The sequence below is a fragment of the Atopobacter sp. AH10 genome (assembly GCF_003664595.1).
Classification (GTDB): domain Bacteria; phylum Bacillota; class Bacilli; order Lactobacillales; family Aerococcaceae; genus Atopobacter.
Genome location: NZ_QXPZ01000022.1, coordinates 41,029 through 62,095 on the forward strand (window position 1 = coordinate 41,029; position 21,067 = coordinate 62,095).

Genomic DNA, 21,067 nt, shown 5'->3' on the forward strand with positions numbered 1-21,067 from the left:
ATAATATAGCAAATTCCCTAAAATATAGCAAGCTAACAAAGTGGGAGATCTTCTACTATTCCTTCGATAAGAACTTTAAAATCTTCTGCTACTCTTTTGCCTGTTGCCAAAACTTCATCATGAGACAAATGTTTTTTTAAACCTGCTGCCAAATTGGTGATGCAGGAAATCCCTAACACTTTCATCCCTGCATGATTGGCAACGATAGCTTCTGGAATAGTAGACATCCCTACTGCACTAGCCCCTAAAGTTTGAGCCATCCGAATTTCAGCTGGCGTTTCATAACTCGGCCCGCTAAACCCCATATAAACACCTTCTTGAAGCTTTATTCCTACTTTTTTAGCTACTTCTTTAGCAAGCCTTTGATAGTCTAATGTATATATCTCTGACATGTCAGGAAATCTAGGGCCTAAAAGGTCAATATTTTGTCCTATTAGGGGATTTGTTCCAAAAAAGTTAATATGATCTTTAATCAACATTAAATCACCGGCTGAAAAGTTCAAGGAACATCCACCTGCTGCATTGGTGAGGATGAGTTGCTCAACCCCTAAAAGAGCAAATACCCTGATGAGAAAAGTCACCTCATCCATAGAATAACCTTCATAATAATGAAAACGGCCATTCATCATTAAAACTGAGCGCCCTTTTAGTTTCCCTACTAATAATTCACCTTTATGACCGATTGCCGTTGCTTTTGGACAATAGGGGATAGACTTATAGGGGATGACCTGTTTATCTTGTAATTTTTCTTCTAAACTATTTAATCCTGATCCTAACACAATAGCTAAAGTAGGCAATTCTTTTAATTCTTTTTGTAAATAAGCCAAAGCTGCCTGTAATTTATCTAGTAATGGATTCATCATAACCTCCTAGGCAGATACTAGCCACAAAACAATCCAATATAGGCTTCTTAAAAGACCACATCAACAAAATATACATGATTAAGCAATGGATAAGTATCCCAGTCATTTTCTTGGGTGAGCATCTTGATAAACTTGTCTCAAATGACTTGTATTTAAATGAGTATAAATTTGTGTTGTAGAAATATCGCTATGCCCGAGCAATTCTTGAATAATCCTTAAATCCGCCCCATTTTGGATCAGTGAACTGGCAAAGGAATGCCTTAGCGTATGGGGTGTCACATTCTTAGAAATAGCAGCTAACTGCACATATTTTTTAAGGTTTTTCCAAATGCCCTGCCTAGTAAAAGGCCTCCCCCACTGATTAACTAACAAATGCATCTCTATACCATTTAATTTTTTAACCAATAAGGGTCTTTTATCTTCAATATAGGTTTTTAACCAATCTAAAAGGACATCTGTAATAGGAACTATACGCTCCTTATTCCCCTTCCCTATCACTCGAATAAAAGCATCATCTAAATGGATATCGTCAAGTTTCAAAGCAATGACTTCTGATACTCGTAGGCCAGTCGATAACATTAATTGAAAGATCACCCGATCACGAAAGCCTATGGGATGACTAATATCCGGTGCTTTCAATAAACGATTAATTTCCTCATCTGTCAAAAAGATAGGTAGTTCCGATCTTTTTTTAGGTAAATCCACAATGCGACAAGGATTATTTTTCCGAATCCCTTGCTCAACTAAAAAATCTGTCCAGAGACTAATGCTAGAAAGATATCGTGATAGGCTAGCCCTTTCATAGTGTTTAGCATTTTTATCTGCAAAAAAGAGGAGTAAAGTCTCCTCTGTATAACTTTTGAGGTCTAGACCTACTTGATTTAAAAAAGATAAAAAAGCTTCGATATCCATACGATAGGCCACTATAGTATTATCGCTCAATTGCCGATCAAATTGCATAAAGTGATGAAAATCTTGCCATAAGTCTTCTAGGCTTTCCTTCAAAATTTATTCTTCTCCCTTTTTCTTTAGCTGGCAATCATGACAAATTCCATGGAAAGTCAATCGATGATCCAAAATTTTAAATTGAAACTCTTGCTCTACTAAAGGTTCAATATCTGTTAATAAATCATCTGCAATTTCTTCAACTCGACCACATTCTAAACAAAGCAAGTGGTGGTGAAAATGCTCATTCCCCTCCATTTTTAAATCATAACGAGAGATGCCATCTTCAAATGTGACCTTATAAACCACACCGAGTTCTGTCAAAATATCTAAAGTACGATAAACAGTAGCTAAACCTATACTCGGATATTTCTTTTTCAGCTGAATATAAATTTCCTCAGCGCTCATATGGCTGTCATCTTTTTCAAGCAAAACTTGCAAAGTCATCTGTCGTTGAGGAGTTAATTTATAGCTAGAAGACTGCAATTGCTTTTGTATAGATTGCAAAGACCGCCTTTTCATTCTAACTTCCTCCTATATTAAACAATGAATCCCATCTGCATCAATAGAAATGAAACGTTCCTTATACAAATGGCCGATAGCTCGCTTAAATTGCCCCTTAGAAATCCCAAACACATGACGGATTTCATCTGGATCAGATTTATCATGATAAGGCAAAAATTGATGGGGAGTATGTTGAAGCATAGCTAAAATCATAGCCGCATCGTCGCTTATCATTTCATATGCACGTGGCTTAAAGGAAATATTTAAACTACCATCAGCTTTCACATCAATAACCCGAGCACTTTGCCTCATCCCCAAACGAACAGGTCCTAAAAATTCATTAGGATGAATAAAGCAGAAATTGCGATCATTTGTATAGGCATAGGCTCCAGCAGGACGAATAGCAATAATCGTGGCCAAGACTTCTTGATTCAAGAGCATCTTGCTAGCAAAACGAAATGATTTCCTCAATTGATCTAAGCGAATTGGTTTAGCCCATAGTCGATCCTTTTTATCACTCGTTAAACAGACATAGAGGAAATCTCCTTTGTTGGGCCATTCTTTCTTATCATCAGGTAAATCATCTAAGGATACGACAACATCCTTATCTTTTAGCCCAATATCTACAAAAACACCTAGATCGTTTCGGCGATCGATGACTGGGCAAAAAGCAAATTGACTTTTACTGACTTCTGGAATAGTTAAAGTGAGTTTCCATTCATTTTTCTTATTTTTATAAGCAAAACCTTCAACAGCTTGCCCTAATTCTGGTGACCCAATCCATTCATCTTGGTTCACCTTATAGGTAATCCCTGACGCTTGAACCATAACTTCTAAATCGTTCCAATCGGTAACAAAGGCATTTATTACTTCTCCGTTCATTTGCGCCCTCCTTTCGATTCTACCTTCTTTCATTCTATCACATTTTTTCTTTATTTTTATAAGGAAAATGCTCCACCACTGGAACAGTAGTGAAGCATTTTTTGATTTCTTTTCACTTATATGAATTAGAAAGCAGTTGTTTTACCCTTGTAAACAATACCACGACGAGGGTCAATAGTCACCAAGCCACCGTCTTCGATTAACTGGCAAGCATCTTTAGCCCCAACAATAACAGGGATATGTAATTCAATGCCTAAGATAGCTGCATGGCTAGTTAAGCCACCAGTTTCAACAATAACCCCACCAGAACGGCGAATAGCTTCTGTATAGTCACTATTAGTGTTTTCAACTACTAGAATACCACCGTCAGACAGCTTACTATTAGCTTCTTCAGCTGAATGAGCAATTACAGCTTTTCCGACATAAGAATGACGACCAACACCATTCCCACGAAGTAATTCTGTGTTGATAGCTTGAACCTTCATGATATTAGTTGTACCACGTTCACCTACAGGAACACCTGCAGTAATCAAGATTAGATCCCCTTCAGTCGCAAAACCTTCTTTGGTTGCTACTTGGGTTGCCAATTCAAACATATCATCTGTGGTAGCAGGTTTCTTAGCCATGTAAGGTTGTACACCCCATGAAACCATCAAGCTACGTTTAACACGTTCAGAGAAAGTAACAGCCACAATATTAGTGTTTGGACGGTATTTAGAGATCATGCGTGCAGTATGACCAGATTCCGTTGCGGCAACGATTGTAGCAATCTTCAAATTACGTGCAGTATGACCAACTGAACGACCAATAGCTTCAGCCACATCAGTTTCAGAGAATGTCTTCATCTTGAAGTTATGCGTATTGCTTAATTCAGCTTCAGTACGAACACAAATGTTTGCCATAGTAGTCACAGCTTCAACTGGCCAATCACCAGCTGCTGTTTCCCCAGATAGCATTACTGCATCTGTCCCGTCAAAGATGGCATTAGCCACGTCACCTGCTTCCGCACGTGTAGGACGTGGATTTCTTTGCATAGAATCTAGCATTTGAGTTGCAGTGATAACAGGTTTCCCTAAAATGTTACATTTCTTAATCAAACGTTTTTGTTCAATTGGAACTTCCTCAGCAGGAATTTCTACACCTAAGTCACCACGAGCGACCATCAAACCATCAGACACTTCTAAGATTTCATCGATGTTATCCAAGCCTTCTTGGCATTCGATTTTTGGCAAAATGAGAACATGAGACATGTTATGTTGTTCTAACAATTCGCGGATTTCTAACACATCGCCAGCTTTACGAACAAAGCTTGCTGCGATCAAATCGATATCTTGTCCTAAACCAAAGATAATATCTTCACGATCTTTTTCTGTGATGCCTGGTAATTTAGTTTGAACACCAGGGACATTAATCCCTTTCTTATTCTTAATTACCCCTGAGTTAACAACTGTAGCCACGATATCTTCATTTTCTTTATCGATACCAGTAACCCGAAGTTCAACCAAACCATCATCAATCAAAATCCGAGAGCCTTCTTTGACATCATGGATTAATTCTGGGTAGGTGATGGAGAAGCGATCTTTCGTTCCCAAAACTTGTTTCATGGAAACACGTACTTCTGCACCCTTTTCTAAAAGGATTTTGCCATCTTCCATGTCATGTGTTCTAATTTCAGGACCTTTAGTATCCAACATTAAGGCAACAGTTTTACCTACCTTGGCTTCTGCTTCATGAATATTCTTAATACGTTGCAAGTGTTCTTCATGACTTCCGTGAGAGAAATTCAAACGAGCCACATTCATACCGGCATTCATCAATTTCGTCAAAGTTTCGACAGACTCACTAGCTGGGCCAATGGTACATACAATTTTAGTTTTTTTCAAAGTTGCCACTCCTATTCCAGTATTACTTAATAAGCAAGCTATTGTTTGCTTATTATTGGTAAAAAACTACTTCTTTAATTTGAAAAAGTTGCTTTCTTTTTCGTCTTTATTAATAAGATATTTCGCGATTTAATTGATATAAGTCAAGCATAGGCTTATGTTTAGGCCCGTTTAACGTTTCAACAATATCCGCATAAATGATCTTATCTTCTTTCAAACCAACGCAGACGCCACCGATATCTTGCTTCAAGAGTTCAATCGCTTTAGCACCCATCAAACTTGCAATAACCCGGTCACGGGCAGTTGGAGCTCCCCCACGTTGGATATGGCCTAATACAGATACCCGAGTATGGAAGTTTTCTTCTTGATCCCATAAGAGCTTAGCAAAATCATGGCCGCCCATTACCCCTTCAGCCAAGACGATAATGGTGTGTTTCTTCCCACGTTTCCGTCCCGCTTCGATCTCTTCAATAATCTTCTTAATATCGAATTTGTGTTCAGGAATAATGATTTGTTCAGCGCCAGAACCAATGCCAGTCCATAGTGCGATATCACCAGCGTTCCGTCCCATTACCTCAACGATAAAAGTGCGGACGTGACTGGTTGCTGTATCTCTTAAGCGGTCTAAAGATTCCAAAACAGTATTAATCGCTGTATCAAAGCCGATTGTAAATTCTGTCCCGGCAATGTCATTATCGATAGTCCCAGGAATCCCGATAGTTGGGAAGCCCTTCTTTGTCAAAGCAACAGCACCTTTATATGAGCCGTCACCCCCGATAACAACAAGCCCTTCAATACCGAATTTCTTCAGTTGTGCAATCCCTTTTTCTTGGCCTTCTTCTTCCGCAAATTCTGGATAGCGCGCTGAATAGAGGAAGGTCCCCCCGCGGCCTACCTTATCAGATACATCGTTAATATCCAAACGGCGAATATCACCGGCGACTAAACCAGCAAAACCATAACGAATGCCATAAACTTCAAAACCTTCAAAGATACCCTTCCGTACAATAGAACGGATAGCAGCGTTCATGCCTGGAGCGTCCCCGCCACTAGTTAAGACAGCAATTCTTTTCATTGTTTTAACTCCTTATCTAACACTTCATTATTTGCCTGTATGTATCATACCAAATTTTTAATGAAGTGTCCTTTATTTTCTTATCTTAAATCGTTTTCATGAAAAAAAGTTAATCAAAACATTACTGAATTCGGATATTTTCATCTCCTATTAATCTTTTTAATTCATTAATCAAGCTTTGAGAAAGAAAAACATGGGATAGTTTAGGATCTCGGAAAGCCATTCGTTGCGGTTGCTTAACAAAAACAACTGGCGTTTGCCCCCTATTATTATAAATGAGTCGTCTTATCTGATTGACCTTTCCTTCATTTTCCGGAAGAAGGTTGATATAAAGAGTTGTATGCTTTGCTTTATAGACCTTTTCCACTTCATTGATGTCTGATACTTCTTGTAGGGAAAGGCTCTTTTCTCTGCCTTTGCTTTGTCCGACTTTAAATTTTCCCAAATAGACTTGCCCTTCTTTTAACAAACTCATCCATCGATAATAGAGTTTTGGAAAGACAATAGCTTGAGTTAAACAGCCCTGATCACTAATGACTAAAAAGGCCATTAGTTCACCTGTTTTCGTTTTAATTCGTTCTATTTGGTGAAGAGTAAATAGTGCCCATTCACTATAATTGGCTTTTTTAGAACTTATCTCTAAAAGAGTCCCCCATTTTTCGTCTTTTGCCATTTGCTGATAAGGGCTCACTGGATTTTGTGTGACCATTAAGCCAAGATACTCTAATTCATTTTCTAAACGCTTTAAAAGAGGCATCTCCTCAGCATGTGAATAAGTAATCGACATTTCTGGATCATCTTCTAATAAATTCAGTTGGTAACCGAAAAAACTAACATGTTGCAAAATAGATGGGAGCGTTTCAAGGAGGCTTTGTCTAGTTTCACCGAGAAAATCTAAGCTTCCAGATAAAATTAAGGCCTCAAAATAACTGGCGTTAAGAAATTTTTTGCCTGCAGCTAGAACCACATCTTCTAACTGCTTATAAGGGCCAAATTCCTTCCTATGACTAATCAATCGTTCCATTAACTCTCTCGGGAGACGTTTAATATTCGCCAAACCCATACAAATAGCCTCTCCATCTATACTATCTTTAAGCGATGAACTATTTAAATCAGGCCCTTTTATCTGTAAAGATCGACGTCGCATCTCAGCTATGTATAGACGTCCTTTATCGGATTTTAAGGAGACGCTCTCCAAAAGAGCCGCATAAAATTCAAGAGGATAGTGACATTTCAGGTAAGCCATTTGGTAGGCTAATAGAGAATAGACCATAGCATGGGAGCGATTAAATCCATAGTTAGCAAATTGCTCAATAAACTGAAAGATTTTCTCGGCTTCCTCTTCTGTTAAGCCCTTCTTCAAGGCTCCAGAAAGGAAACTTTTTTTCTGCTTGGCAATTAAGTCATGCTTCTTTTTACTCATAGCTCGCCTTAAAAGGTCAGCCTGAGCTAGACTAAAACCTGCCACCGCTTGTGCTACCTGCATGACCTGCTCCTGATACACCATAATCCCATAAGTAGAAGAAAGAATGGGTTCAAGCAAAGGATGCACATATTCGATAGGCTTTTTACCTTTTTTACGTTCTATAAAAGTAGATATTTGCTCCATAGGCCCTGGACGATAAAGAGCATTTACCGCTGTTAAATCTTCTATGCTTTCTGGACACATTCCTTTTAAGACTCGACGAATCCCATCAGATTCAAATTGGAAGATTCCAGTTGTATCCCCCTCTTGAAAAAGATGAAAGCTTTCTTTATCATTCATTGGAATATCTTGCAAGGCAAATGTTTTTTTTCGATTAATAGCTTTCAAAGTCAGTTCTACCGTGGTTAAATTACGTAAGCCTAAAAAGTCAATTTTTAATAACCCGACTTGTTCTATATCCCGCATTTGCAATTGACTAACGGATAATTGCTCAGCTTCTTTTTGAAATAAAGCTGTATAGTGGATTAAGGGAGCCTCTGATAATATAACTCCTGCTGCGTGAGTGGATGGATGTCTAGCTAAGCCTTCAATTTTCTTAGCAATTCCCAAAATTTCTTTATAGGGGGACTGCTCAGCCAAACGTCTAAGACCGACAGATTCTTTAAAAGCTTCTAATAAAGTAATGCCCAAACGATTGGGAACTTGTTTAGTGAGTTGATTTAAGTCTTTAGCTTGAAGTCCAGCCACACGCCCAACATCCCTAAGCGCCTGCCTTACTTGGAAAGTACCTACCGTTGAGATCTGAGCCACATGCTCTCTACCATATTTGTGTAAGACATAGCGAAGGATTTCTTCACGCCGCAGATCTGGAAAATCCAAATCAATATCCGGCATAGTTCGACGATCTTTGTTAAGAAATCTTTCGAAAAGAAGATGATTCTTTAATGGATCTATTGTGGTGATATCTAAAAGATAGGTGACCAAAGCTCCTGCCGCTGACCCACGTCCCGGAGAGGTAATAATTTTCGATTCTCTAGCATAGCGCATAATGTCCCAAACAATTAGAAAATAGTCGGAAAAGCCCATGCTGTCAATAACGGAAAGTTCCATATCCAAACGTTCTTGATAGTCTTTAGAAGGACAGTTTTTCAAGACTAAAGCCTTTTGGCATAAAGCTCTTAATTTCTGACTCGCTAATTCGTGACTTTGATCCTCTTTAAAAAATCTTGGCAAGAGTTGTTGATGTAATGGAATAGTGACATGGCATTCCTCTAGGAGATTTTCTAAATTGATTCTCGCTTTTTCTAATATTGGACTATCAAAAATATGCTCTAGATCTTTAGGCTCTCGTAAATAATCATTACCGGGCCTCAATTGCTGTATATTGACTTCTTCCGATCGTTTGATAGCATGCAAGACTGATAAGGCAGGTCCATCATTAGCTTTTAGATAGCGTAACTTTCTCATCGCGATCGGTTTGACATAGACCCACTGGCTAAAAGCATTTTGAATATGACTTATATATTCTTCTCGCAATAAAAAGGGATCCAAGCCAATATAAAGGCTTTTTTGCCTTTGCTCGAAATAATTCCCCAAACGCTCGAAACTTTGCTGGCTTAATTCATGAGTGAGATTAATGATAAAGGCCGAATTTTCTGTAGAATACACATCCTGACCCATCCATTTCGAAAAAAGATCCTCGTCAGATCCAGAAGCTATTTCCAATAAATCTCGGTAGCCCTTTTCATTCTTGGCAAAAATAAGGAAAGGAAGCGTTAATAAAACTTCTGGAACAATAGACTGCACCGATAAAGCCATTCTAAGTCCTAAGATGGGGTTAATCTCTTCCATTTGACAGCTTTGATAAAATTCAATGGCTCCCATCATCGAATGATCGTCCGCAAGCGCTAAAGTCCTATACCCCCTTTCTTTCCCTTCCTTCACATATGAAGGAATCGATAAGGTGCTAGATAGAAAGGAATAATGGCTTTTCACATCAAGAGCTATCGTCATAGAATCACTTCCTTTTTCATAAATTATGCGGTAGAATATTTAAGGATAGGTTGGTTCAACTAACCTGAATGATTGGAAAGAAGGATAGATATGAAATATATCGTTTTACTCGTTTGGGCATTTATCTTAACCCAAATGACATTCTTCCTTGGCTCTTCTTTAATGGGATCTCCATATTCCTTTACGGAAGCCTGTGTAACAGCAATCCTCGAATGGCTACTCGTGGTCATTATCTCTGATTTATTACACTGGTTTCAAGGAAAGCCTAAACAGCATCCTAAATAAGCTTTATGCTTTTAGAATAAACCCTCAGCCCGTTCACATGAAGGACTGAGGGCTTTTTTTATCGATGTAAAAACATAGCATCCCCAAAACTGAAGAAGCGATACTTTTCATCAACAGCGTGCCGATAGGCTTCCAAAATAAAATCCCTACCGGCATAGGCAGACACTAACATAACCAGTGTAGATTTAGGTAAATGGAAATTGGTGATAAAAGCATCTACCAATCGAAATTGATAGCCTGGTTTGATAAAGATATTGGTCCAGCCAGAAGTTTTTTCTAAGTGATCTGGGAAAAGCGAAGCGATAGACTCTAAGGTACGAATGGAGGTCGTACCGCATGCCACAATTCGTCTACCTTCTTCTTTAGCTCGGTTCAAACAATCTACTGTGGCTTGATCCACATGATAATATTCGGAATGCATCACATGATCTTCAATATTATCTACGGACACAGGGCGAAAAGTTCCTAGGCCAACATGGAGGGTCACATAGGCAATCTCTACCCCCTTAGCCTCTATTTGATGAAGGAGATCCTTAGTGAAGTGTAGGCCTGCTGTTGGAGCCGCTGCAGAACCTTCTTCCCTTGCGTAAACTGTTTGATAGCGTGATTGATCTTTCAATTTTTCTTTAATATAAGGCGGAAGGGGCATTTCACCTAATTCATCGAGCCGTTCCAAGAAAACACCTTGATAAGCAAATTCGACTTTTCGACCCCCTTGTTCCATTTCTTCAATGACTTTCGCCTTTAAGACCCCATCCCCAAAATCGATGACCGAGCCTACTTTTACTCTTTTTGCAGGTTTAGCAAGGACTTCCCAAACATCCCCTTCTTCTTGGTGCAAGAGTAACAACTCAATATGCGCTCCAGTCCCTTCTTTTACTCCATGTAAGCGGGCCGGAAGGACTTTAGTATCATTTAACACTAAAACATCCCCTTTATTTAGGAGATCCAGAATATCAGTAAAAACTCTATCCTTGTAACTATGATCCGCCACATTCACTTCTAACAAGCGAGAACTAGACCGATCTTTTAAGGGGGTTTGCGCAATCAATTCTTCGGGTAAATCGAAATCAAAATCTTCTGTAGTATAGGTCACTTCAATATCTCCTTCAACTTGGCAATGGCTGTCCTAGATGGGCATAAGCCTTTTCGGTAACAACCCGTCCTCTTGGGGTTCGTCTAATAAATCCTTTTTGAATTAAATAGGGTTCATACATATCTTCTAAACTTTCAACATCTTCAGATATATTAGCTGCAATAGCTCTTAAACCAACTGGTCCTCCCTGATAATGTTGAATCATGGTCAGCAAGACTTTACGATCCAATGCATCTAACCCCTCATCATCTACTTGTAAAATATCTAAAGCTTCTTGAGCGGTGTCATTAGAAATACTATCTTCATCCTTGACCTGAGAAAAATCTCTCACTCGTTTAAGCAAACGGTTGGCAATACGTGGCGTCCCTCTCGAACGTAAGGCAATCAAATGCTTGGCTTTCTCGTCAATACTTGTATCTAAAACACTAGCTGTCCGATCCACTATTTGTTCTAAATCCTCAATCGTATAATAATCCATATGAAGGACAATACCGAAGCGATTGCGTAAAGGACTAGACAAAGCTCCAGCCTTCGTTGTAGCTCCAACCAATGTAAAAGGGGGTAAAGGATAATGAATGCTTTGAGCTGTAGGCCCAGACCCAGTCACAATGTCCACAAAAAAGTCTTCCATAGCGCTATAGAGTGTTTCTTCAATCAACTTGGGTAATCGATGAATTTCATCAATAAATAAAATATCTCCGGGAGTTAGGTCACTTAATATAGCAATCAAATCTCCCGTCCGCTCTATAGCAGGTCCAGAGGTTGTTCTAACTCTTACCCCCATCTCATTAGCTGTAACATGAGCTAAAGTTGTTTTTCCAAGTCCGGGAGGCCCATAAAAAAGAGTGTGGTCAAGAGATTCTCCTCTTTGTTTAGCGGCCTGTATATATACAGATAATTCATCTTTAATCTTTTGCTGACCAATATAATCTTTCAAATACTGAGGTCTAAGTGTGAGTTCCTCTTCTGCCTCACCAGTCCTCTCATCGACAGTAGGATCCACCACATGTTCCATCCATTTATCCATCTGTTTCCTCCTATCGATCTAATAACAATTTAAAGGCCATCTTTAAGAGAAGTTCCGTTTCTGCACCAGACATTGCTTCTTTTTCTAATCTTGCTTGAATTGCCTCTATTTCTCTTACAGAATAGCCTAAACTTCTAAGGGCTTCATTGGCTCTTTCTAAGGCTTCATTGCCCTTGTTCACTTCTTGAGCTTTTTCAGGAAGAGTTAACTTCCCTTTTAAGTCAAGAATAATTTGAGCTGCTGTTTTTTTCCCAACACCTGGGAATTTTGTTAGAAATTTTTGATTCTCAGATTCCACTGCCTCCACAAATCCCGCAACATGCTCACTCGCTAAAATAGCTAAAGCACTTTTTGCCCCTATCCCTGAAACACTTAATAAGAGTTCAAAAAGGCGCCTTGATTCTTCATCAACAAAGCCATATAGACTTTCATCGTCTTCACGTAGAGCATGGTGAATAAAGATTAAGCATTCCTCATTCAAGTTATTTGATAGTTGAAAAGGATTAGCCATGTGAACCAAATAACCAACCCCATTCACATCTATGGTAATCGTTTGAGGCCTTACACGAACCAACTGTCCTTTAAGATAATCATAAATCATTTTTTACCTGCCTTTTGCTTCCCTTTGAACCTTCCGCCTAAAGCAGCATAATAAAAACACCCATCTGTCTCTACTCTTTTTAGCAGAGATCCTTGTAATTCCCATAACCTTCTTTTTCCAGGTCCTCATAAGGGATAAAACGTAAGGAAGCGGAGTTAATACAATAACGGAGACCGCCTTCGCTAACTGGCCCATCATTAAAAACATGACCAAGATGACTTTCAGCAGACCTACTCTTTACTTCAATCCTTCTCATTGCAAGCGAATCATCTATATGCTCGCTCAGAGAATTCTCCTGTATTGGCTTTGTAAAAGCCGGCCAGCCACAACCAGAATCATACTTATCCTTAGATGAAAAAAGAGGCTCTCCAGACACTTTATCTACAAAAATGCCTCTTTGAAAGAATTCATCATATTCTCCAGAAAAAGGGCGTTCGGTAAAGGCCTCTTGTGTCACTTTATAAGACAAGTCATCTAATTGATCAATATTTTTTTGATAATCTTTTTTTGCCATAATCATATTCCTCCTTAAAGAGACTGAACAAATGTTTGGTCTCTATTTATTATAGCTAAGGAATGCATTAGGGTCTAGCCAGATACTACTTTTTAGAAATTAATCATGACAGGCTAGCCAATTAGTGGTCTTGAATCCGTTTAAAAAGTCGTTCGATGTCATAGTTAGAAAAGAAAACCATAACTGGTCGTCCATGTGGACAGTTATAAGGATTTTGGCATTCAGCCAACTGTTTTAATAAATCTGCCACTTCTTTGTGCGATAGGAATTGATTGGCTTTTATTGCCCCCTTACAAGACTTCATCGCTGCAGTATCCTTGCGATAATCTTCTAGAGAAGTTAATTGCCCAGAAAGAATTTGATCAACAATAATCGTCAACTCATCCTCTATCTCAACCTTCCCCATCCAAGTTGGATAAGTTCGAAAAATAATAGTTCGATCTCCAAATAGCTCATATTTGAGGCCAAATTCGTTAAATATTTTTTGGAAATGACCTAGAGATAAAATCTGATCTGCTGAAAAATTCAAGGTTATTGGTATCAGCAAATATTGTTGCTCAAAAGAAGGATGGCTAAGAGAAGCTAATATTTTTTCATAACGAATTCTTTCCTGTGCTGCGTGTTGATCCATTAAATAAAAACCATCTACAGCTTGAAGAATGAGATAGGTGCCATGTATTTGCCCAACATATTCAACTTCATTTAACAGATCGCCTAAGTCTGCCTCCTCCTGATTTTTTTCTGTCCCTTCGTGAGATAGCACATGTTCACTCAATTCATTTTTTCCTAAAGGAATAGCTTCTTTTCCCCCTATATCCCTCATGTGGATTGAATGAGATGTTACTTCTTGACTAACTCCTGCTAATCCATGTGGCAAAAACGATTCATCCACTTGATCTATTTTCTTTTTTACATAGTCAGTAGATTGATCATCAGAAGAGAAAGAACTATCTAGAGCATCATTCACTTGGAAGCTATCCTTTCCTATAGGGCTTTCTTCTCTATGACTTGATCCTTCTATTTCATGTAAATAAGAATTATTTTCCTGAGCTTTTTTATCCCAAAAATCATCCAATTGGCGACCTTTAGGCACATAATCGTTACTTTCTTTTGCTTGACGCTGACTTAAAGGCGTCCAATCACTGGTATCTGGAATACGTATTTGATTGCCGATTTCTTTAGCTACCGTTTCAATGATCAGTTGCTCCAATTTATCCGCTTTACTCAAACGAACATCTAATTTACTTGGATGGACGTTTACATCTACCAAAAGCGGGTCTGCTTCAATAGACAAAATCGCAATTGGATAACGATTGATCATTAAAGTTGACCCATAGCCTTTAATGATGGCCTGACTAATAGGATAATGACGAATGTAACGCCCATTGATAAAGCAAGAAATGTAATGACGGTTGGATCTGCTTTCTAATGGCTCACTGATATAGCCATCAATTTTAAAATCACTATTTTGACCAGAGATATGTCGCATAGTTCGAGCTGTCTTGCTATGGTAAATACCAGCAATGGCTTGAATCAATTCTCCATTACCTGGTGTTTTTTGCATTAATTTGCCATTATGCCACAGTTCAAATTGTATAGTAGGATGACTCAAGGCAAGACGATTAAGCACATCGACAATTTTAGAAAACTCTGTATTTAGGCTTTTCATAAAACGTAAACGCGCCGGTGTATTATTGAACAATTTACTGACTTTAATTGTCGTCCCCTTAGCTTTAACTATTTCACGTTTAGAAATCACTTGACCAAATTCAGCTTTTACTTCCGTCCCCTCTTCTCCATTAGAGGTAACAATTAACACATGGCTAATTGAGGCAATGCTAGGTAAAGCTTCTCCACGAAATCCTAAAGTGCGAATTCTAAAGAGATCCGTCCCTGAATCGATTTTACTCGTTGCATATCGATCCAAAGCCTTTACAGCATCTTCGCGATCCATCCCTTCCCCATCATCAATAACTTCAATTTCTTTCAAACCCGCTTCTTCAATCTTAACGACAATACGTTTACTCTTTGCATCAATGGCATTTTCCATTAATTCTTTCACAACCGAGGCAGGCCTTTCCACGACTTCGCCAGCAGCGATTTGGTTAGTAATTTCCAAGCTTAATTCTTTAATTTTACTCATACTTTCGCCACTCTTCCTGAATTGACTTAATGGTTTCTAGCACTTTTATAGGGCTCATTTGCCATAAATCAATAGCCTGTATCTGACCAACTAATCGATGAAAATTGCTCTTGTATTTGCGCTCTTTAGCTGCACTCATCTCTAGTGGGACTTCCTCCTCTTGAAGCCCTTCTAGGCTTAATTGCCCATATCTTTGCTCTTCAATCTTTCCATGATCGTCTCTAATTAATTCACTATATAAATCTTGAATACAAGTTTTTTCATTCTCTAGAACAGATCCATCTACTTTATTGTTCGTCTTAATGTGAAGAAGGCTTTTATTTTCTTGATCAGCTTCACCATTTTCCCCATCAGCTTGATCGTCCATATTTCCCTTCAAGCCATTTCTTCCATCCCATTCCTGCCCTTTTATGGGTTGACGCCTGTCTTTTCCCTCGTCTTCCAAATGCGTCAAAATTTTATCAGCCTTTTGCACAATTTTTTCTGGCATACCTGCTAATCGAGCGACATGAATCCCATAAGATCGATCAGCAGCTCCTTCTTTTACCAAGTGACTAAAAGACAGTTGACCATTACGTTCAATGGCCTCCATATAGACGTTTTGAATACAAGAATACTTTTGGCTTAAATCGGTCAATTCATGATAATGAGTGGAAAAGAAAACGACAGCTTTCATCTCTTCCGCTAAATACTCAATAATCGCTTGAGCTAGCGCCATTCCATCATAAGTAGCTGTCCCACGCCCGATCTCATCAAAGAGCAAAAGACTATACGCATCTCCTTCCAACAAGGCTTCCTTTGTTTCCATCATTTCCACCATAAAAGTTGATTTACCTGAATAGAGGTCATCACTAGCTCCTATTCGGGTAAATAATTTGGTAAAAATAGGTAGCTGTGCTGCTTCAGCTGGGACAAAAGACCCCATTTGAGCCATAATTGCTATCAAAGCTATTTGCCTCATATAGGTCGACTTCCCTGCCATATTAGGCCCAGTAATCAATTGAATACGTTGATTTTGACCAAGGCAAACATCATTGGAAACAAAAGTTCCGGCTTCTAAGACACTTTCAACAACAGGGTGCCTTGATTGTTTCACTGCTAAAGTCCGGTCACTTAGGCTAATCTTCGGGCGAACCAGCTGGTGATCTAAGGCAACTTGAGCAAGGGCTTGGTAGACATCTAATTGCGCCATATCTTTAGCATAACTTTGCAATAAATCACGGTATGGCAATAAACGTCTTTTCAATTCATTAAAAAGTTCTTCTTCTAAAGCCAAAGCATTATCCGTAGCCGTTACTATTTTAGTTTCTAAATCTTTTAATTCTGATGAAATAAATCGTTCGGCATTCGTTAAAGTTTGTTTCCGATCTAAATGGTCCGTATGGGCGTCTCTTAGTTGAGCTTTAGATATTTCAATATAGTAGCCAAACACCTTATTGTAACCAATCTTAAGTTTCTTAACGCCTGTTTTTTCTTTCTCTCTTTCCTCAATATCCAACAACCATTCATTTGCATGATCTAAGGTTTCACGATACTGATCCAACTGTTCATTATAGGCCGCTCTTATCACCCCTCCATTTTTGAAAATAGCTGGAGGGTCATCTGCTAAGGCAGTATCAATGGCTTTTGCAACTTCTTTCAAATCTTGATAGTCATCTAAATGCTCCATTAAAACATTAGCCCTATCCATAGACGATAAGATTTCTCGTAACTTAGGGAAAACTTTTAGCGATTGAGATAAACGCATCATATCACGAGGATTTATTTCATTCATGGCCAAACGTGCGACTAATCTTTCTAAATCATAAACTTGTCCCAAGCATTCCCCAATATCTAAAAGCGAAAAATAATTGTTCATTAATAAATCCAAAGCATCATAACGTTTATTAATAGCTTTCTCGTCTATTAAAGGTTTTTGCAACCATTGCTTCAAAAGACGTGCACCCATAGCGGTTTGTGTCTTATCTAAAAAGGCCAATAAAGTCCCCTTTTGGCGACCATGGTGCCTATTTTCTACTAATTCTAACTGTTCTAAAGCTTCAACACTGATTGCAAGGTATTGGGAAGGCTTATAAAAGCGAACTGGCTGTAAGTGAGCAATTTGCTTCATTTGGGTTTGAACTAAATAAGACATAATCAAGCGACAAGCCGTTTTCAAGCTTTTTGGCGTCTCTTCATTTTCATAAACGATCGCTGGAAGCTTATCTTTAAATTCCGTCCGACTAAGTAAAACATCTCGAGAAAAAGATGGCAAGAAACTAGCATCGACTTCTTTTGGTAAAAGAATTTCAGCAGGCTTTAAAGTAGCAATTTCAACAGCAACTTCTTCTTTCGTCAAAAGACTTGCCAGCCACTCCCCAGTGTTTAAATCAACCGCACTTAAAGCATAACTATCCCCACTTGGACAAAAAGCTAGCAAATAATTATTGCTCCTTTGTTGATGATCTTCATCATCCATGAAAGTCCCTGGAGTGACAACTTGCACGACCTCTCGTTTAACCATGCCCTTTGTTAACTTAGGATCTTCCATTTGTTCGCAAATTGCAACTTTATAACCTTGTTGGACGAGGGTTTTGATATAATCATGTGCGGCATGATGAGGTACGCCACACATGGGTACGCTTGTTTCAGAATTTTTATTTCTACTCGTTAAGGTGATTTCTAAAATTCTAGATGCTTTCAAGGCGTCATCGTTAAATAATTCATAAAAATCTCCTAGCCTGTAAAATAAAAAAGCATCAGGGTATTGATCTTTGATAGCTTGATACTGAGCCATCATTGGAGTTTGTTTTGCCAACAAAAAGCCCCCTTTCTTATCGTCTATTGTAACGGAAATACAGTTAAGTTAAAAGTTTGAATGAATAGTAACTAGCGCTAACCTAATAGGAAGAAGACTCTACAGTGAGTGCCGGAACAGAAAAAGTCCAACCTCTAAATGAGGTTGGACCAAATTTCAAGGACTACTTGAAGTATAAATAGTCCATATTCACTAGACCACGTACAAATCATCTAAGCAGATAACTTTTTAGAACTTACTTAGCATACTCAATGGCACGTGTTTCGCGAATTACTGTAATTTTAACATGTCCAGGATAACTTAATTCGTTTTCGATATTATTCTTGATATCTCTAGCAATGATGGTTGCTTTAGCATCACTAATCTTATTAGGTTCAACAATGACCCTAATTTCCCGACCTGCTTGAATCGCATAGCTCTTCTTAACGCCATCTTCTTGGTTAGCAATTTCTTCTAATCGTTCCAATCGATGAACATAATTTTCTAAGGATTCATTGCGTGCTCCTGGTCGAGCAGCAGATAAAGTATCAGCCACTGCTACTAAAACAGCGATAATCGAATGCGCAGGCACATCCCCATGATGGGAAGCAACAGCATTCACTACTATATCTGGTTCCTTATATTTACGGACTAGTTCAGCCCCAATTTCTACGTGGGATCCTTCTAAATCTCTATCGACAGCCTTACCAATGTCATGCAACAAGCCAGCCCGCTTAGCTAATTGAGGATCTTCTCCCAATTCGCTCGCTAAAACTCCTGCCAACTTGGCAACTTCGATCGAATGATTCAAGACATTTTGCCCGTAAGAGGTTCTATAATACATTCTACCTAAGAGCTTGATCAAGTCTGGATGCAAAGACTGAATCCCTACTTCAAAAATTGCCCTTTCACCCATATCTCGAATCTTGGCGTCCATCTCCTTGCGCGCTTTTTCAACCATTTCTTCAATACGCGCTGGATGAATCCTCCCATCAGAGATCAATTTTTCTAAGGCCATCCGAGCGATTTCCCTTCTTACAGGATCAAAGCCGCTCAAGACGACCGCTTCCGGTGTTTCATCAATAATAATATCAATACCAGTCAATGCTTCTAGCGTTCGAATATTCCGACCTTCCTTACCAATAATGCGACCCTTCATGTCGTCGTTTGGCAAAGTGAGTACAGAAACTGTTCGTTCAGATACAGTATCAGCCGCAGAACGTTGGATAGCGTCCAAAATGATTGATTGTGCACGGCGATCTGCTTCATCCCTAGCCTCTTGCTCATATTCTTTAATATGCACGGCTTTTTCATGTTCGAGTTCTTGATCGAGTGTAGCCATCATTAATTGCTTAGCTTCATCACGAGTTAACATGGAAATACGTTCTAATTCATCAGCTTGCTTATTTACAAGGTCTTCCGCTTCTTTTTCCTTAAGCTTTAAGGCTTCAGTACGCGTCATAAAGGCCTGTTCCTTGTTCTCAAGTAAGCTCTCCCGTTTTTCTAAATTAGACTCTTTCCGGTCAATATTGCTTTCACGTTGACTTAATCGCTTTTCCTGAGCAGCGACATCTTGTCGGCGTTCTCGAAGTTCTGATTCTGCTTCATCTTTGTACTTGTGTAACTTATCTCTTGCCTCAATTAACGCATCTTTTTTCAACCGTTCTGCATCTCTCATGGCATTATTTAAGATTCCAGCAGCAGATTTCTCAGCGCCTAAGATTTCTTTCTCATGTTGCGTTTTTCGTAACCAGTACCCTATTAGACATCCTAAAATCATAGTGATGATCGCGAAGGCCACTGTCATTACGTTGACGTTCATGTAGTCACCTCCGTCCCTGTGATTTTAAGTTTTCAAACATTATATGCTTATAATAGGCACATGGTTAATGATACCCTTAAATTCCTAATCTGTCAATATAAAGGGCGAGGGACTTAGCACTTTAGACATAAGCAAGGCAAAGACATAGCTTATACTTCTTTGTCTTCTTCTTTACTAACTATACTTTTCTCTTCATCATTTTTTTGACCATCGCTTGCAATTTGATAATGTTCCCGTACTTTCTTATCAATTTCCGCTTGAATATCCGGATGATCTGCTAAATATTTCTTGGCATTTTCTCTACCTTGACCAATTCTATCTTCGCCATAGCTATACCATGCCCCAGCCTTTTTAATAATGTCTAAATCAGCGGCCATATCCACTAATTCACCCAACTGAGAGATCCCTTTCCCATACATAATATCTACCATAGCTAGTTTAAATGGCGGAGCAACCTTATTCTTAACCACTTTAATCTTAGTCTTGCTCCCAATAAATTCGGAGCCTTCTTTAATTTGATCCGCTCGTCTGACTTCTAAACGGATAGTCGCATAAAATTTTAAAGCTCTACCACCTGGAGTAGTTTCTGGATTTCCAAACATAACCCCTACTTTTTCACGAATTTGATTGATAAAAATGCAAATCGTTTTTGTCTTATTGATAGAACCTGATAGTTTCCGTAAAGCTTGTGACATTAATCGCGCTTGCAAGCCGACATGCGTATCTCCCATTTCTCCATCGATTTCTGCACGAGGCACTAAGGCAGCCACCGAATCAATAACCACAATATCAACCGCACCAGAAGACACTAAAGCATCGGCGATTTCTAAACCTTGTTCTCCTGTATCAGGTTGAGAAAGTAACAATTCATCCACATTTACCCCTAGATTTTCAGCATAAATAGGATCTAAGGCATGTTCCGCATCTATGAAAGCTGCTACTCCGCCTCTCTTTTGAACTTCTGCTACAGCATGTAAAGCCACTGTTGTCTTCCCAGAGGATTCAGGGCCATAGACTTCAATAATACGTCCTCTTGGATAGCCACCTACGCCCAAAGCAACATCTAATTGGAGAGAGCCAGAAGAAACTGTAGATATTTTCGTATCAGCCTTCTCCCCTAATTTCATAATGGCTCCTTTACCAAAGCTTCGTTCAATTTTTTTCAACGCTTCATTTAGAGCCTTTTCTCTTTTTTCTTTATCCACCATACTG

At 38.9% G+C, this 21,067-nt stretch carries 16 protein-coding genes; 1 reads left to right on the forward strand and 15 read right to left on the reverse strand.

What is annotated here, in order from left to right:
• Positions 1-32: 32 nt before the first annotated feature.
• From D3H64_RS05400 to D3H64_RS05430, 7 genes are all read right to left on the reverse strand, one after another.
• On the reverse strand, positions 33-860 hold the full coding sequence (locus tag D3H64_RS05400; RefSeq protein ID WP_121565252.1) for a purine-nucleoside phosphorylase: 828 nt from the start codon (positions 858-860) through the stop codon (positions 33-35).
• Positions 861-965: 105 nt separating this feature from the next.
• Positions 966-1,868: a site-specific tyrosine recombinase XerD gene (gene xerD / locus D3H64_RS05405; protein ID WP_121565253.1), complete on the reverse strand. Its 903-nt coding sequence runs from the start codon at positions 1,866-1,868 to the stop codon at positions 966-968.
• Positions 1,869-1,871: 3 nt separating this feature from the next.
• Complete coding sequence (locus D3H64_RS05410) at positions 1,872-2,330, reverse strand: Fur family transcriptional regulator (protein ID WP_121565254.1); 459 nt, start codon at positions 2,328-2,330, stop codon at positions 1,872-1,874.
• 12 nt (positions 2,331-2,342) lie between these two features.
• Positions 2,343-3,194: a S1 RNA-binding domain-containing protein gene (locus D3H64_RS05415; protein WP_121565255.1), complete on the reverse strand. Its 852-nt coding sequence runs from the start codon at positions 3,192-3,194 to the stop codon at positions 2,343-2,345.
• Between the two features lie 125 nt (positions 3,195-3,319).
• Entirely contained in the window at positions 3,320-5,077 is a 1,758-nt protein-coding gene (gene pyk, locus D3H64_RS05420) for a pyruvate kinase (RefSeq protein ID WP_121565256.1), read from the reverse strand.
• Positions 5,078-5,186: 109 nt separating this feature from the next.
• A complete protein-coding gene (pfkA, locus tag D3H64_RS05425) occupies positions 5,187-6,152 on the reverse strand; it encodes a 6-phosphofructokinase (protein ID WP_121565257.1) in 966 nt (321 codons plus the stop codon).
• 121 nt (positions 6,153-6,273) lie between these two features.
• Positions 6,274-9,591 carry a DNA polymerase III subunit alpha gene (locus tag D3H64_RS05430; protein ID WP_121565258.1) on the reverse strand — a complete coding sequence of 1,106 codons (3,318 nt, stop codon included), beginning with the start codon at positions 9,589-9,591 and terminating at the stop codon, positions 6,274-6,276.
• A 90-nt stretch (positions 9,592-9,681) separates the two neighbouring features.
• On the opposite strand from D3H64_RS05430, the gene D3H64_RS05435 reads away from it, so the two are divergent.
• Positions 9,682-9,876, forward strand: coding sequence for a YjzD family protein (locus D3H64_RS05435; RefSeq protein ID WP_121565259.1), 195 nt, complete (start codon positions 9,682-9,684; stop codon positions 9,874-9,876).
• A gap of 58 nt (positions 9,877-9,934) precedes the next feature.
• Here the strand turns inward: D3H64_RS05435 and queA are convergent, their stop codons facing one another.
• From queA to recA, 8 genes are all read right to left on the reverse strand, one after another.
• Positions 9,935-10,972, reverse strand: a complete 1,038-nt coding sequence (queA, locus tag D3H64_RS05440; protein ID WP_121565260.1) for a tRNA preQ1(34) S-adenosylmethionine ribosyltransferase-isomerase QueA — start codon at positions 10,970-10,972, stop codon at positions 9,935-9,937.
• Positions 10,973-10,985: 13 nt separating this feature from the next.
• On the reverse strand, positions 10,986-11,999 hold the full coding sequence (gene ruvB / locus D3H64_RS05445) for a Holliday junction branch migration DNA helicase RuvB (RefSeq protein WP_121565261.1): 1,014 nt from the start codon (positions 11,997-11,999) through the stop codon (positions 10,986-10,988).
• 10 nt (positions 12,000-12,009) lie between these two features.
• The gene (ruvA, locus tag D3H64_RS05450) at positions 12,010-12,600 is read right to left on the reverse strand and encodes a Holliday junction branch migration protein RuvA (protein ID WP_233554894.1); all 591 of its coding nucleotides are present in this window, start codon (positions 12,598-12,600) and stop codon (positions 12,010-12,012) included.
• Between the two features lie 79 nt (positions 12,601-12,679).
• Entirely contained in the window at positions 12,680-13,114 is a 435-nt protein-coding gene (gene msrB / locus D3H64_RS05455; protein ID WP_121565262.1) for a peptide-methionine (R)-S-oxide reductase MsrB, read from the reverse strand.
• Between the two features lie 121 nt (positions 13,115-13,235).
• Positions 13,236-15,257: a DNA mismatch repair endonuclease MutL gene (mutL, locus tag D3H64_RS05460; RefSeq protein ID WP_121565263.1), complete on the reverse strand. Its 2,022-nt coding sequence runs from the start codon at positions 15,255-15,257 to the stop codon at positions 13,236-13,238.
• Positions 15,250-18,054, reverse strand: a complete 2,805-nt coding sequence (gene mutS, locus D3H64_RS05465; protein WP_121565264.1) for a DNA mismatch repair protein MutS — start codon at positions 18,052-18,054, stop codon at positions 15,250-15,252. Before mutS ends, mutL begins: the two co-directional genes overlap by 8 nt.
• Positions 18,055-18,289: 235 nt before the next feature.
• Complete coding sequence (gene rny / locus D3H64_RS05470) at positions 18,290-19,855, reverse strand: ribonuclease Y (RefSeq protein WP_121565265.1); 1,566 nt, start codon at positions 19,853-19,855, stop codon at positions 18,290-18,292.
• 149 nt (positions 19,856-20,004) lie between these two features.
• Positions 20,005-21,063, reverse strand: a complete 1,059-nt coding sequence (recA, locus tag D3H64_RS05475; RefSeq protein WP_121565266.1) for a recombinase RecA — start codon at positions 21,061-21,063, stop codon at positions 20,005-20,007.
• Positions 21,064-21,067 lie beyond the last annotated feature (4 nt).